This window comes from Paraburkholderia bryophila, from assembly GCF_013409255.1.
In the GTDB taxonomy this organism is placed as follows: domain Bacteria; phylum Pseudomonadota; class Gammaproteobacteria; order Burkholderiales; family Burkholderiaceae; genus Paraburkholderia.
On the sequence record NZ_JACCAS010000001.1, the window covers coordinates 2,611,364 to 2,625,976 of the forward strand.

15 protein-coding genes and 1 other annotated feature are annotated in these 14,613 nt (G+C 59.5%); of the genes, 10 read left to right on the top strand and 5 right to left on the bottom strand.

What is annotated here, in order from left to right:
- Positions 1-138: 138 nt before the first annotated feature.
- The 4 genes from GGD40_RS11575 to GGD40_RS11590 form a co-directional block, all read right to left on the bottom strand.
- A complete protein-coding gene (locus tag GGD40_RS11575) occupies positions 139-1,062 on the bottom strand; it encodes a hypothetical protein (protein ID WP_179743786.1) in 924 nt (307 codons plus the stop codon).
- Between the two features lie 82 nt (positions 1,063-1,144).
- Complete coding sequence (locus GGD40_RS11580; protein ID WP_179744927.1) at positions 1,145-1,933, bottom strand: SMEK domain-containing protein; 789 nt, start codon at positions 1,931-1,933, stop codon at positions 1,145-1,147.
- A gap of 34 nt (positions 1,934-1,967) precedes the next feature.
- Positions 1,968-3,199 (bottom strand): IS3 family transposase gene (locus GGD40_RS11585; RefSeq protein ID WP_179703322.1). Its coding sequence is split into 2 segments (ribosomal slippage): positions 1,968-2,911 and positions 2,911-3,199, totalling 1,233 coding nucleotides; the frame shifts between segments, so codons are not numbered across the junction.
- Positions 2,805-2,921, bottom strand: a sequence feature (AL1L pseudoknot). Its footprint overlaps the gene before it by 117 nt.
- A gap of 308 nt (positions 3,200-3,507) precedes the next feature.
- Positions 3,508-4,509 (bottom strand): hypothetical protein, encoded by a 1,002-nt coding sequence (locus tag GGD40_RS11590; RefSeq protein WP_179743787.1) that lies wholly within the window; start codon positions 4,507-4,509, stop codon positions 3,508-3,510.
- Positions 4,510-4,841: 332 nt separating this feature from the next.
- Between GGD40_RS11590 and GGD40_RS11595 the strand changes: the two genes are divergently transcribed.
- The 8 genes from GGD40_RS11595 to GGD40_RS11630 all read left to right on the top strand — a co-directional run bounded on the left by GGD40_RS11595 (position 4,842) and on the right by GGD40_RS11630 (position 11,693).
- Complete coding sequence (locus GGD40_RS11595; RefSeq protein ID WP_179743788.1) at positions 4,842-6,287, top strand: IS1182 family transposase; 1,446 nt, start codon at positions 4,842-4,844, stop codon at positions 6,285-6,287.
- A gap of 246 nt (positions 6,288-6,533) precedes the next feature.
- Positions 6,534-6,875 (top strand): hypothetical protein, encoded by a 342-nt coding sequence (locus tag GGD40_RS11600; protein ID WP_179743789.1) that lies wholly within the window; start codon positions 6,534-6,536, stop codon positions 6,873-6,875.
- 123 nt (positions 6,876-6,998) lie between these two features.
- Complete coding sequence (locus tag GGD40_RS11605; protein ID WP_179743790.1) at positions 6,999-7,967, top strand: DUF932 domain-containing protein; 969 nt, start codon at positions 6,999-7,001, stop codon at positions 7,965-7,967.
- A 72-nt stretch (positions 7,968-8,039) separates the two neighbouring features.
- Positions 8,040-9,035 carry a YqaJ viral recombinase family nuclease gene (locus GGD40_RS11610; protein WP_179743791.1) on the top strand — a complete coding sequence of 332 codons (996 nt, stop codon included), beginning with the start codon at positions 8,040-8,042 and terminating at the stop codon, positions 9,033-9,035.
- Positions 9,036-9,070: 35 nt separating this feature from the next.
- The gene (locus GGD40_RS11615) at positions 9,071-10,015 is read left to right on the top strand and encodes a recombination directionality factor (protein WP_179743792.1); all 945 of its coding nucleotides are present in this window, start codon (positions 9,071-9,073) and stop codon (positions 10,013-10,015) included.
- Positions 10,012-10,923: a hypothetical protein gene (locus tag GGD40_RS11620; RefSeq protein ID WP_179743793.1), complete on the top strand. Its 912-nt coding sequence runs from the start codon at positions 10,012-10,014 to the stop codon at positions 10,921-10,923. The genes GGD40_RS11615 and GGD40_RS11620 overlap by 4 nt, the downstream gene beginning before the upstream one ends.
- Positions 10,924-11,022: 99 nt before the next feature.
- Positions 11,023-11,406, top strand: a complete 384-nt coding sequence (locus GGD40_RS11625; protein ID WP_179743794.1) for a hypothetical protein — start codon at positions 11,023-11,025, stop codon at positions 11,404-11,406.
- On the top strand, positions 11,403-11,693 hold the full coding sequence (locus GGD40_RS11630; protein WP_179743795.1) for a hypothetical protein: 291 nt from the start codon (positions 11,403-11,405) through the stop codon (positions 11,691-11,693). The genes GGD40_RS11625 and GGD40_RS11630 overlap by 4 nt, the downstream gene beginning before the upstream one ends.
- Before the next feature lie 6 nt (positions 11,694-11,699).
- Here GGD40_RS11630 and GGD40_RS11635 read toward each other — a convergent pair whose 3' ends face one another.
- Positions 11,700-12,047 carry a helix-turn-helix domain-containing protein gene (locus GGD40_RS11635; protein WP_179743796.1) on the bottom strand — a complete coding sequence of 116 codons (348 nt, stop codon included), beginning with the start codon at positions 12,045-12,047 and terminating at the stop codon, positions 11,700-11,702.
- Positions 12,048-12,128: 81 nt separating this feature from the next.
- Here GGD40_RS11635 and GGD40_RS11640 point away from each other — a divergent pair, with 81 nt between their 5' ends.
- The gene (locus GGD40_RS11640) at positions 12,129-13,508 is read left to right on the top strand and encodes a hypothetical protein (protein ID WP_257030395.1); all 1,380 of its coding nucleotides are present in this window, start codon (positions 12,129-12,131) and stop codon (positions 13,506-13,508) included.
- A 41-nt stretch (positions 13,509-13,549) separates the two neighbouring features.
- Complete coding sequence (locus GGD40_RS11645) at positions 13,550-14,527, top strand: hypothetical protein (protein ID WP_257030396.1); 978 nt, start codon at positions 13,550-13,552, stop codon at positions 14,525-14,527.
- Positions 14,528-14,613: the final 86 nt, after the last annotated feature.

Sequence of the window (14,613 nt, forward strand, 5' to 3'; positions counted from 1 at the left end):
ACCGCCTACGGAGCGTGTCGTGCAAAAGGCACAGACCGACCCAACGAAGGCATCAAGACTGCCCATTTTCACAAGCCGAAGCGGCTATTCAACGCAGATGTGCCCGTCAAACAGGGGGCCGGCAGCAAATGTTCTTCCTCAGGGGCCGCTGCCGACGTCAATCGTCATCGTGATGGCAGCAGCGATGGGCGCCGAACGTCGGTACAACAAGTCCGACAACCTCTCATCGATCGTAGAATCGAAGCGTCGACCTTGTCTACAACGCAACACTTCATCGGCTATGAAATTCTCGATGCGCCACCCGTGTGCGGACGCGGCGTCATTTGGATCGAGCTCCGAAGTCGTAAGCCCGTCAAAAATAGGCGCTCTTCCCGCATCCAAAGAGGCGAGCGCGGCGTGGACGATTCTCGCAGCCAACACCCGCATGCCTACCTCGTTCGATGCTCCAGGCGGACAACCATCGGACGCCGGGTAGTCGGCGTCATATGGAACAGCCAAAGGATTATAGAAGCCGTAGTAGACAGGGATACCACGCGATTCCTCGTATCGATCAATGCGCTGAACCTGAGCATGCCCTGCGGTCATCGCCGCGTAGGTGCATTGGCCGTCAAATCTGAAGCGACGCTGCCATGTCATGGGCACCTGCGGGTCGGTTCGATCGACCAGCCGGCCGATGCCGATCCGATAGTCAAATGGGTCAATCGGGGTTACTGGAATCTCCTTAGAGTAAAGGCGCTTTGTCTGAAGCAGCGCCACCTTCCGGGCCATCAGGTGACCGGCTCGGCGGAGGATGACAAAGAAGGCGATGTCCGCGATCTCCCAACGGTCGAACATGTGCCGGCCACCCAGCCAGTGCGACTCCAGAGACACGCCGACTTGTTCACGGGCAAAAAAGGCAGGCGGGGTCGACGATAATTCCATGACCAGAATGTGGTCGAGCGACTCTTCGTGCATAGACGGATACACGGACATCGTTCGTGTCACCTTGTCGTTTGCCGCTGCGAAGATGCGGCGCACGTAGTCGATGACGACCTCGGGAATCTCTGCAAATGGGTCGATCATGGCGTCCCTTCTCCCGGATCTGCTTCTCATACAGCTTTAGTTCAACTGGTGTCTCGATTAGGTTGGCCCAAGCTGCCGGATGCTAGTCGACCTCGTACATGCCCAGCGACATGGCAATGCCGTGCCTTGCGGCAATGTGCTGCGCCGATGTGACGATCGACTGCTTCCGCTTATCGATGGCCATCATATCCTGCTGGTTCAAGCAGACGAAGCCGTTGAGGTTCGCACGGTTGACGATCGCTGTGATCCCACCAATCTCGCTTAACACATGCCGCAGAAACTCGCCTATCTCTTGATCTTCGAATTCATGGTGGGCCTTTGATTTCTGCTTGCCGTTGACGGCCCCTTTGCCGATGAGCTCCGAGATTTCTCTGAGGCCCTTCGTCATGTCGTCGACGGGGCCTTCGCAGCGCATGTAGTGTCTAACGGCATTGCGACCCACATAGCCCAACACGATCTTGAGACACTCGATATCGTCATAAGGGTGGATCGAAGAATAGTCCACATGACGGCGGACCGAGTCGATGATCGTCTGCACCTTTTCTTCATCATCGAGGTCGACGAGCTTGCCGACAAAGAAGTCGGGGCCCACAACCTGGCAGTAGCTGGGAACGGTCCCACTTCTTGACGCTTTGCAGAAGCCGAAGATGTAGAGCGCCGCGTAGCCGTCCTTCAAGCACTTCCCGGCTGCGTCCTTCTTCTCGAAAGTTGCGATCGTCTTGTTGATCTTCCTTGCGTCCGCGACCGAGGTGACCTGCACGGCAATCCCACCATCCTTGTCGTCGTCCGCGGCATCAATGGCCGGGAAGTTCACCCGAATCTGATTCTTGCTTTTGAGGTTCGCAATACCCACGGCTTTAAAAAACTGGATTGAACCGCCCCGGGAATCGTGGAGGCTGGTTGGTTTAAGTTAATGCGGGTTCGGCGACCGGTGTTTCAAGTTGCCGATAGTAGTTTGCCTCAGCTTCAGCAGGCGGGATGTAGCCGAGGGGTGCCATCAATCGATGATGATTGAACCAGGCCACCCATTCCAGCGTTGCCAACTCGACGGACTCCCGTGTTTTCCAGTTGCGGCGATGAATCAGTTCGGCCTTGTACAAACCGTTGATTGTCTCGGCCAGTGCATTGTCGTAACTGTCGCCACGGCTACCAACCGAGGGCTCGATTTCTGCTTCGGCCAGTCGCTCGCTATAGCGAATGCTAACGTATTGCGAGCCTCTGTCGGAGTGATGTATCAACGTTCCATCGCCGCCTGGGCGCCGCGCACAAAGTGCCTGTTCAAGTGCATCCAGAACGAAGTCTGTAGTCATCGACGAACTGACGCGCCAACCGACGATCCGTCGGGCGAACACGTCGATCACGAAGGCCACGTAGAGCCAGCCCTGCCACGTCGATACATAGGTGAAATCAGAAACCCAGAGCTCGTTTGGCCGGTCCGCCCTGAACTGCCGGTTGACCCGATCCAGCGGGCGAGCGGCCGCCGCATCGGCAATCGTCGTGCGAGCACGTTTGCCTCGCATTACGCCACGCAAACCCAGTTGCTTCATCAGCCGTTCGACCGTGCAGCGAGCCACCGCGATATGCTCCCGGTTCATCTGCTTCCAGACTTTATCCGCTCCGTAGACACGCAGGTTGGCTTGCCAGACACGCTGGATCTCGGGCCGCAGGCGTTCATCGCGTATAGCGCGAGCGCAGCGGCGCGACGGATCGCGAAGCTGCGCAGCATGGCGCCGGTAGCCCGACGGGGCAATCCGCAAGACCTTGCAGATCGGCTCGACCCCGAAGGTGTCGCGATGCTGATCGATGAAGGCCTTCAGGACTTCAGGCGGCGGTCGAGCTCCGCCTGGGCGAAAAACGCGCTCGCCAGTTTCAGAATCTCGTTGGCGCGGCGCAGTTCCTTGACCTCGCGCTCCAGTGCTTTAAGACGTTCGCGTTCCGACGTGCTCACGCCCTCGCGCTCGCCACTATCGACTTCATCTCGTTTGACCCACCCCAGCAATGTCTGGCTCGTGCAGCCGATCTTCGGGGCGATGGATTCGATCGCTGCCCACTGTGACGGATACTCGCCCCGATGCTCTTGCACCATGCGCACTGCACGTTCCCGGACTTCAGCAGAAAATTTGTTCGACTTGTTCATGGCTCCATTCTCTCAAGAGTTGGAGCCTCCACCAAATCCGGGGCGGTTCAGATTGACATCGATTCCAGTAGCCGCGACATGTCATTAAAGCCGACGTCCTTGTCCCTCTCAATACGAAGTTGAAGAAGCGCGACATCCTGGTTCAGGTTCTTAATCAGCGATTCAATCAAAATTACCTCGCTATTCCGTTTGCTGGTGTCCTTTCGAGCCGCCTGCTGACTATGCCACCTTCCGGTAGCGCCGGGAAGCCGCCGGCGTAGTGGAAGCCCCCGTCTCCCCGCACCAATAGCCTGACCGATTTCGCGGTTTCACTGGAACGCCTCGGGGAATCTCGCCCATTCGGCGATGTCCTCGGCGGAAAGCCGTCGCGCAGTTCCATCCCCGATCCACCAGTCACTACCGTCGGCGAGCCGTGCGGTAAGCGCGCCGTGTTGACCAAGTATCAGAGGACGCCGAATAGCATCCACGACGGCAGCACCGTTCGGCTGTACGGTGCGAATCGCCGCTTCGGCTTCAGCGATCCATTGCTTGCGTTGCCGGAGCCCACTTATTACGCTTGCCTCTTCCCCGCCGACGACATCGAGGATAGAAGGGTTTCTAACTACCGCGTTGAGAACGAGCCGCGCGAGCTGCGTCGCTCCCCCCAAGTCCAGTTCTACCGTGGAGCCTGCATGCGACAGCCTAGATCGCGCCGCGTACAACCTTCCGGCCGCTGTAGCCTGTAGAGCAGCTTCCTTTTCAGTTCCACCCAGCGACAGCACAGCGCGCCTCACAAGAGCCCGTATTGCGGCCGTGTGGGATTCAAACTTCAGGTTGCGTAGAGCGCTCGACAGCCCCGCGTCACAGAATGCTTCAGCTTCGATAAGCTTCTCGTCGATCCAGGCGGTTGTGACCGCGTTGCGTTTCGCATGAGCGGCCAAAGCATCGAGGATCGTCAGTTTGGCCAGAAAGAGAGAGCGCGGCAGAAAGTCATACTGAGACGCGATGTACAGGTCCAGAGCGGCGAGAACCCTCTCATCGGTCACAGAAGGGCAGCTCGCAAGCGTCGTTTCCAGCACGTCCTTTCCGTTCCAGCTACATGCCCCCGTAGCATCGAGCCACGTCGGGGCCGGTGTCAGGTGAGCCGGGATCAGCGTTGGGAGAGAGCCGTCATAGGTTGCGAGCGAAGATACATGCAATTCGTGGACAGGAATGCGGAAGTTGGCGCCCGTGTTCATCGAAAGAACGGGGACCCGCGTGCGCAAGTCGGCGAGAAGGCTGCGTGCCTCCAATTCGCACAAGGGATCAAACAAGAGCCATTGCTTGATCATCGTGGCGCTCGCCGAGACGAACGACACGTATGGTTCGCGATCGAGTAGCTGCGCCTTTCGGCCAAGCAAGGTTACGCACCCGTCAGGGGGAGCTTCAAGCAGCATGCCAGGCGTAGTCTCGAGTGGGACGTGCAACCAATGTTGGTCGGGTACTGACATATCGTTATCCGAAAAATGCACCGATTGCCCTTAGCTTCGAACGACCGTTTTCTGGTTGTGCCAACGCCTGAGTGACCAAGCGAAGTCGCGACCGAAGGTCTTTTCTTGGCCGAGGCTGTGTGAAAACGACCTTATCGCCTAAACTGAATTAACGCGTTGAGACCGGGTGACTCATGAAGCGATTCGTTGAAGGCGATGACCGCAAGCAGGTCGCATTACTTCCCGAATGCGTCGATGACTACATCGAACAGGACAACCCGGTCAGGATCATAGACGTCTTCGTCGATGAACTGGATCTTGCGGAACTCGGCTTCAACGGCGCCACGCCGGCCACCACAGGTCGCCCCTCGTATCATCCGGGCGTGATGCTCAAGCTCTACATCTACGGCTATCTGAACCGTGTACCTTCAAGCCGGCGTCTTGAGCGCGAATGTCAGCGCAATGTCGAGATGATGTGGTTGACAGGTCGGCTGGCACCTGACTTCAAGACGATTGCCGACTTTCGCCGTGATAACGGTGCGGCTATTCGCAACGTCTGCAAGCGCTTCGTCGAATTGTGTCGCGGGATGAAGTTGCTGACCAGTGACACCGTGGCCATCGACGGCAGCAAGTTCAAGGCAGTGAACAGTCGGGACAGGAATTACACGGCGGGCAAGATCGATAAGCGCCAGCAGCAGATCGAGGAAAGCGTACAGCGATATCTCGACGCGATTGAAACCGCGGACCGGATCAATCCGACGGGCTTCGATGTGAAGACCGTAGACCTGTACGGGAAGATCGCCCGTTTGCGTCAGCAGATGCGCGAACTCGAACAGATCAGAAAGGAGTTGAAGAAGCAGCCGGACCAGCAACTGTCGCTCACAGATCCGGATTCCCGCTCCATGACCAGTAGTGGCAAAGGGACCGGAACGGTGGGCTACAACGTGCAGGCGGCTGTAGACACAAAGCATCACCTGATCGTTGAACACGAGGTGACGAATGTCGGAAACGATCGCGGACAACTCAGCAGGATGGGCGTGTCGGCCAGCAAGGCGATGGGCAGGACGGGACTGAAGGTGCTAGCCGATCGGGGCTACTACAGCGGTCCTGAGATTCGTGCGTGCGAGCAGGCTGGCATTACCGCCTATGTGCCCAAACCGCTCACCTCGGGCTCACGGAAGAAAGGTCTCTTTACGAAGCGCGACTTCATCTACGCCAAAAAGGACGATGAGTACCGGTGCCCGGCAGGCGAGCGCGCCATTCGACGGTTCACGACAGTTGAGCACGGTATGAATCTGCAGGTGTACTGGCCCAGTGCCTGCCCGGAATGCCATCTGAAGGAGCGATGTTCTACCAGCGCCTATCGCCGCATCCGACGTTGGGAGCATGAACATGTACTGGAAGCCATGCAGCGTCGGCTGGAACGCAAGTCTGATGCAATGACCATCCGCAGAAGCACCGTCGAACATGTCTTCGGCACGCTCAAACACTGGATGCGGTCCACACACTTCCTCACGCGCACGCTGGCGCGGGTGAGTACCGAAATGAGCCTTCAGGTATTGGCGTACAACATCAGGCGCGCCATCAACATACTCGGTGTTGAACGAACGATGAAAGCCATGAAGATAGCTGGAAGCTGACGCCCCGAGGGGCTTATTTGCGCCTGCGATGTTCGATTAGCCTGAACCCGATGCATTAAACTTGATCGACCTGGCTGGCAACCTTGCCATCTGCGGCAAAAGTTGAGTTTCCACACAGCCTCGGCCGGAACCAGGCAACACGTCTACTGAATCCTAGAAAATTTCGAACATATATCACCTCAGTGAGAATTCCTCCCGGTATGCCTTGGCAACGCCGCGTGCCCTGAACTCACACGAGACTGATATATGAACCATTCCCTTTTCTGTCCCCGCTGTAACTCTACCCGCATTACCACGCGAGATTACGCCCGCAAAGCCGGTGGTGCTATCGGAGCAACTGCCGGTGCCGCCGGCTCTGCCGCCGCAGCACTTGGCGGTGCCGAAGCTGGTGCTGCCCTCGGCTTCGTCGCTGGGCCGATCGGCTCGATCTTCGGCGGACTAGCCGGGGCACTTCTAGGAGCGTTGGTCGGAGGCGCGGCTGGCTGCGCAGCGGGCTCAGCTGTCGGCGAGCAGATCGACGCGCACGTACTCGACAACTACGTCTGTCAGGAGTGCGGCAATACCTTCGGCACACAGCGCGCGTCCTGACGTCCGCCAGCTTTTTCGTTCCACCCGTTTCAGTCTTTGACAAGCCATACCTACAGCCCTTCGGGGCTGTAGGTATTTGCGCTGCCTGCTTCCTTCGCACCTCTCCCTATCAGGAATACCATCATGCATCTCGTTCAATCCATGGCCTACATCAATGAAACGCCCTGGCACGGTTTGGGCAACCAGCTCGCGCCCAACCAACCGCTCGAAGTCTGGGCACAGCAAGCCGGTATGAATTGGCGGATCGAAGAAACCGAAGTCCGGTTTGTCTCGGGCAGCGCCGGTTCCAGCCTGGGTTCGATCCACGCCTTTCCCGAGCAGAAGGTCCTCTACCGTTCGGATACAAAGGCTCCGCTCTCGGTAGTATCCCGTCGCTTCCAAGTTGTGCAACCGGCGGAAATTATCGAGTTCTACCGCGATCTCGTCGACGTATCGGGCTATGAACTTGAAACCGCTGGGGTACTCAAAGACGGAAAAAAATTATGGGCACTCGCGAAGACTGGCCAGAGCGCCACGCTCAGAGGCCGTGACCGCGTCAATGGATATCTCCTATTAGCGACCGCCTGTGACGGCACGCTCGCGACGACCGCCCAGTTCACATCCGTCCGTGTCGTGTGTAACAACACGCTGGCGATTGCGCTGGGAGACAGCACCGGCGCCGTCAAGGTGCCGCACCGCAGCCAGTTCAACGCGCAGGCCGTGAAACGTCAGTTGGGAATCGCGGTCTCCTCCTGGGACGGCTTTATGGCCCGCATGAAAGCGCTCAGCGATTGCAAAGTCAATGACACCACGTCCGAAGCTTTCTTTCGCCGTGTGCTGACCTATCAGGCCACGGGCGGCAATGCACCCGTGGCAGCCACCAACGACAGCGCAATCAAGGCGGTGCAGGAACTGTTCGCCGGTCGTGGCAAGGGAGCCGAAATGGCCTCCGCAGCAGGCACAGCATGGGGGCTGCTCAACAGCGTCACCGAGTTTGTCGATCACCAGCGCCGCGCACGCAGCGAAGATCATCGGCGTGATGCCGCCTGGTTTGGAACAGGTGCGACCCTCAAGCAAAAAGCGTGGGACGAGGCCATGAAGCTTGTCGCGTGAGTCCGTTTCATTACCTCATACGTGCCCGGTCGGGATCGATCCCACCGGGCATTTCTGTTTGTGGAGGTGGATATGGCGTTACCTGAGCCTTCAGAGGCTTGCAGCAACCGTCCTGCACTGCGACTCGTCGACACGAAGAAAATGCCGCGCGAAGACTGGCTTGAAGTGAGGAAATCGGGGATCGGCGGTTCAGATGCTGCTGCCGCCGTGGGGCTTTCACCGTACATGAGCCCTCTGGAACTCTGGCTTATCAAGACCGGGCGCGATGCAAACCTTCCCCGGCCCGATCCCGACGACACGACTGAGCCAATCTACTGGGGAACCTTGCTGGAGCCAATCGTGGCAGCGTCTTATACAAAGCAGACGGGAAATCGGGTCCGGCGCGTCAATGCCGTTCTCCAGCATCCGACCATTCCTTTCATGCTCGCCAACGTCGATCGGGAAGTCGTCGGCAAGCGCGACGTTCAATTGCTTGAATGCAAGACGGCGGGAGAATTTGGCTCACGGCTTTGGCGCGAAGGCGTTCCAGAATACGTGCAAGTTCAAGTCCAGCACCAGCTTTCTGTGACAGGCAAACAGGCCGTCGATGTCGCCGTGCTGCTGTGCGGCCAGAAGCTGGATGTTCATCGCATCGAGCGCGACGACGCATTGATCGCCCGTCTCATCCAACTGGAAGCGGCGTTCTGGCGGTATGTCGAAACTGATACACCGCCGCCAGCGGAAGGTTCTGAATCGGCTGATCGTGCGCTGCGATGTCTCTATCCGGGTACGGGCGGTGCAGTCGATTTCACCGACGACAGGAACCTGTCGGCGACGTTTGCCGATCTGGTGGCCGTGCGGGCAGACATTGACGCCCGCGCGCAGGTCGAAGCGCAGCTTAAGCAGGCCATCCAGCAGGCGATGGGAGAAACCGACCGCGCCCAGTTCGAAACAGGCTCGGTGTCGTTCAAACGCAGCAGGGACGGTTCTGGCGTCGATCTTAAACGCCTGCTCGCCGATCATCCCGAGCTTGCTACGCAGTACGCAGTCACGAAACCGGGTACGCGCCGGTTTCTCGTTTCGATCTGATTTTCATTCCCCCTATCTAGTACAGGAGCATCCCCATGCTAAAAGGACTCGCGATTACTCCGCCCGTGGTCGGGCGAATCTCGATCGGTCGTGTGGTCGAGAAGAACGGGAAGCGCATTCCCGAGCGGGACGACGCTTTTACTATCACAACGCAGGTACAGCAGCGCGGCGGTGAATGGATGTTGCACCCGCTCAACGAATCGCTTCGCAAGGCCACCACAGGCAAGCTGCGCGCGATCCCCGTGCGCCTTCTGTTCAACGACCCCGACCTGAACCTTCGCGCCGAATACTCGTGTTTCGATCGGGAAACCGGGCGGCCGGTGTGCGTCGGTAACGGTGAGACCTGCCGCCGCGCTGGTCACGAAGGTATTGAGGAACTGCCGTGTCCGACGCCAGACGGCTGCGCCTTCGGTCAAGGCGGAGCCTGCAAGCCCTACGGCCGACTCAATGTGCTGATCGGCGATGAGGACGAGATGGGTAGCTTCTGCTTCAGAACCACGAGTTTCAATTCGATCAGGACGCTCGCCGCGCGTCTGCATTACTTCGCGGCAGTATCGGGCAACGTGCTGGCGTGCCTCCCACTGGAACTGAAACTTCGTGGCAAGTCCACCACGCAGAGCTATCGTTCCGCGATCTACTACGTCGATCTTTGCGTGCGGACCGGAGGCACGCTTGAAACCTCGATCACGGAGGCGCGTGAACTGGATGCTCGGCGCAAGGCGGCTGGGTTCGATCAGGTGGCGCTCGATACCGCTGCGCGTGCCGGGTTCGCCAACGGCGCATTCGAGGACAGTATCGAGGAGCGCGCCGCCGTTGCCGAAGAGTTTTTTCCGGCGGAACCGGGTGACGGCAGTGGTCATGACGCAGATCCCGGCGATCGTCGCGGTAACGATAGCGACACTACGCGCGCAACCGCCACATCCAGCCTGCAAAACCGGCTCGACCAGCGAGCCGCGTTGCTCGGCGGGAAAGCGGCATGAGCCATCGTTCCGTCCGCGCTCTGGCAGTCGCGGCAACGGGGACGGCGCTCTGCATGTCGGTCCTTGCCGGATGGCAGCGCGGCGGGTGGTTGTCGGAGCGGCTGGTGTGGGTCGCACTCGGCGTCGTACTGGTCGGTGGGGCGCACCTCCTGCCCGCATTGTGCCGGTCATCACCGCTCGCTGTGCGCGGCGTCGGCGCGCTGCTCTGGTGCGGCTGCACGGCAGGGGCCTCATTCGGTCATGCGACATTTTTCCTGCTGTCGCAGTCGCATGCCGGTGACGTTCGGGTCGCGGCCTTACCCGTAGCCACTGCTGCGGCACATCGCGGTCTTACCGAAGTCATGGCGGACCGCGCATCGGTCACGACGCTACTGGCCCAATCCAATGCCCGTCGGTGTGTCGGTGACTGCCCGGTACTGCGAGGACGTCGTGCCGGACTGGCCTCGAGACTCGATGCGCTGGACGCGGAAGCCGCTGAAATCCGGCGGTATCAGTCCATCGAAGATCGCGTCGAAAAACGGCGTGACGCTGCCCGTGACGATCCGGTCACGGCCCGACTGGCGGCTCTCTGTGGAATAACAGAGGCGAAACTCGATCTGCTCGCCGGACTGGCATTTGCCGCAGTACTGGAAGGCATGGCCTGTCTGCTCTGGTGGATTGCGCTGTCGCCGGGTCCAGCGATCAAAGAAGGTGCGCCCGCCGTGGTTACCGATGCCCCTGTGCCTGAATCTGGTATGTCCGCCGCATTACCCGTCGTCACGGAGCCGAAAACTGAAGTCACAAAGCTTGCACGCGACATTCAAAACGGCTTTCTGAAACCCACGGTCTCAGATATTCGCCGGCATCTGCGGTGCTCTCAGGCAAAGGCCGCTTTACTGCGTCGCCAACTCGGCCAGTCCATGCCTTAAACCCGGACGCAATAGCGTCCGTCTTCCCTCTTCTTTTCGCGATCACTTTATCCGGTTCGTCCGGAGGCCTGTGCTCGTCCGTTTTCTGGAGAAATAGCCATGAATCAACACACCCGGCTCAAACCGCTTTTCCATCCGGGGCGCCTGCTTGCCACATCGACCACACTTAAAGCACTACACGAGAATGGCATTCCTGTTATCAGCGTCGTGCTCAGGCACATTGCGGGCGACTGGGGCATCGTGTCGGAAAACGACCGGCAGCAGAACGACCTGTCAATCGCGGCTGGCCTACGCCTGATCTCGATTTACCGTTTGCCTGACCAGACGCGCATTCTCGTGATCACCGAGTGGGATCGGTCGAGCACGACCATCGAACGCCTTGAGGATGTCGTGCCCACAAGCGACTCACACCAGCATCGACCCGCAAATCGGCGCTATCCGGTAAGGCCCTCCCCCAGTTACGTGCAGGGGGCACGCGCATGAACCGCTATGCAAAGGGCCCGCGTTTCCCGCTGGGGCGTCCCACCATCACGCCGGGTGCGCAGGCAGCCCTCGACGCGGCGGGCATTTCGGGAGTCGTACTGCTCGCCCGCCATGTCCATGGCGATTGGGGTGATCTTCCGATCGAAGACCGGACGGCAAACGAACTGGCGCTGCTCACGGGCAAACGCCTGCTGTCGAGCTATGACCTGCCCGGCGACGGGAAAGTCTGGATCATCACCGAAGCTGATTGCTCGGTCACGACGATCCTGCTGCCCGACGACTACTGACTGGCATCAGCGCTTCGCGAGTCGTCCGGCCAGCCGCTCCACGATCTCGACCACCATCGTCCGGTCGCTCCCGCCAAGCTTCCCCAGAAGCTGAGCGACGTGCCTCGCCTGATCGCTGGTGCGGCTGCTGGCTTCGGTCAGCAGATCTGCCGCGTTGCATTCGAACAGATCGGCGAGATCCACCAGTCTCGCCACGGTTGGCATCACGATCCCCCGTTCCATACGCGAAACCGCCTCATTGCCGATTCCCAGCGCCTCGGCCACTTGTTCCTGTGTAAAGCCGCTTGCCACGCGATGTTTCGCGATCGCCCGGCCAACTACCACGGCGAGCTGTTCCTGATCGACTTGAGCCATGAACCCTCCATTCAACCTGAATGGTTGGGCTACGCCCTCATAAACTTAAGGACTTTATGAGGTGACATTAAACTTTTTAAGATGAATGCCGTTATATTTCCTGGCAGACTCCCTTCATCAGCCCAGAAAAGGAACTACGCAGTGAAAAAAGAACCAGGCAATACGAGGATCACCAGACTAGCGCTCGGCGCATCCCTGTGCGCGGCGCTCGCCGCCTGTGGCGGCGGCAGTTCGGGCACAAATAGCGCGACCGCCTCGACCCCGAGCGTCACCACGAACGGCACGGCCGCCGTTGGCGCGCCGATTGTCGGCGGCACCGTGTCGCTCAAATGCGCCTCGGGCGCAACGGCGTCGGCCACGACCACCACCGATGGCACATATTCCGTTACCTTGAAGTCGGCGGACTACCCCTGTGTCGCACAGGTCGCCGGTGGCAAGGCGAACGGTGCAGCCCTCGCGTCAGCGCTGCACTCGGTCGCTGCCGCGCCCGGCACGACCAACGTCACGCCGCTCACCGATCTGATCGTCGGCGTGCTGGGTAATGGAAACGCGTCGGCACTTGATGGCGCAACGTCGAGCGCCCTGTCGAGCGCGATTACGGCCGACAAGCTGGCGAGCGCGCTCACGAAGGTCCAGACTGCTATTGCAACCCTGCCGGGCAAGCTTGCAATTGCGAGCGGCTTCAATCCGCTGAATTCTCAATTCAGCGTGGGCGATGCCAATGACGCACTACTCGACCAGTATGCGGCGGCGCTCGATGCCGCGGGTCTGACGCAAGCCGATGCAGTCATGCACTCGCAGAATGGCACGGCGATGACGAAAACGCCTTACGCGGCGATTGCCTATACGACTCCGGGCATCACGGCGACTCCGATGGGCACTTCGCTCAATCTCGACAACACTTTCGGTATCGCTATCGCCGATCCGAATCGTGGCCTGTACGTTGCCAAGGCGAATCTCGATGCGAGCAGCAATGTCAGTTCGTTCGCGACTCCCGGCAAGTTCACGGCCATCGTGTCAGTTCTGGGCAACCGCGTCGGCGAACTGTGCACGGCCAACGGCGTCGGATCTGTGTCGGCCAGTCAGCCGGGCCAGTACGTCTATGTGTCGAGCGATATGGTGGAAGTGACCGACCTGAGCGAACTGAACGGCAAGACCTTCGACGAGTACGAGGACTGCACGCAGTCGGGTACCACGACATTCGCCAGCAATGGTATCGCCACGTTCAGGGGCAATGACGGGCAGACGGATGCTCCGATCAGCATTGTTCAGGCACTCACTGCTGCTGGCGCTCCCGACCCGGCAAACCACTCCGTCGAGCACGCCAAGGTCTACAAGTACACCGATTCGACGGGTGCCGCACGGTACGCCTACATCACGATCAACAGCACGACCGGCACTGACGATCCGCTTACGTTTGATACCGACACGAAATACGTGACGATCGGGCTGTCACGGTAACCATCCAGCAGCAACCTACGCCGCGAGGCCCTGACGGGCTCTTGCGACTCATCCCGTCGGCGCAGCAGGCAGATTCTTCCGGCCTGCTGCGCCGTTGTCTATCTGGTGATCGCTGCCGCCGTGCTGGCTATGCGTCGATCTCAACCCAACATCTTTCACTCATGAACATGAAATTCACCACTTTTGCTATGGCGGCAATCCTGAGCCTTGCACTGGCCGGCTGCGGCCATTCTGAGGTGGATACGGTCAAGACTGCGACCATTCCGCAAGACTCAACCCATACCTACGAGACGGCCCTGTCGAATCGCGATTCATGTGAGAAAGATAGCTGGCGCACGATCGAGGACGACACGAACCGGACAGTCGTGGAATACCGCTGCGAACTGAAAAACGGTGCGGCGCTGCTTGCCGCGCTCCGGCAGCAGAAGATCATTGATACGCAGCACGACTTCCAAGGCTATTATCGTAGCCTCGACCAGACCACTGAGCAGGCCAGCCACAATCCCGAGGTCGCGGAAAAGGAATTGGCCGACGCCCAAAGCAAGCTCGCGCAGTTGCAGTCGCAGGCCAATACAGCGAAGTCGGATGCAATCGCTTCTGGCGATCCCGGTGCGTTGCGTCAAGCCATGGTCAATCAGGACGATGTGGCGACGGCTCAACGCGCCGTCGAACAAGCGCAGCAGCATCTCGACGATGCAAAAAACACGCTCGCCGGCTTGCCGCAGGAGCGCGCCCGTTTCGAGCAAGAGGAGAAGGACGCGCTCGCGCAGATAGACAAGACATACGGGAGCGTCACCGGGGCGAGCGAGGTGTTCCAGTGGTTCGTCCAGGATACAGAGGTCGTGCCGGCCTGGTCCGGCGTCGAACTAACCAAGCAGGACGGCAGCACCGTGCGCCAGGATCGTAGCTGGAAGCAGACAATGTGGGATTTGCTCAACCACCGGGGCGACGATCACGTTCATGCGGTACTCAACATCCCGGACAACATCGTCCCCGGCCAACAACCGTCGGCATCCTGATCGACAGCGGGAACGATGTAGGCCGCCGACGATGGTCGGGCATCCAGCGATCAAGGTCAAGCCTGCTACGACGCCAGGCTGAAGGA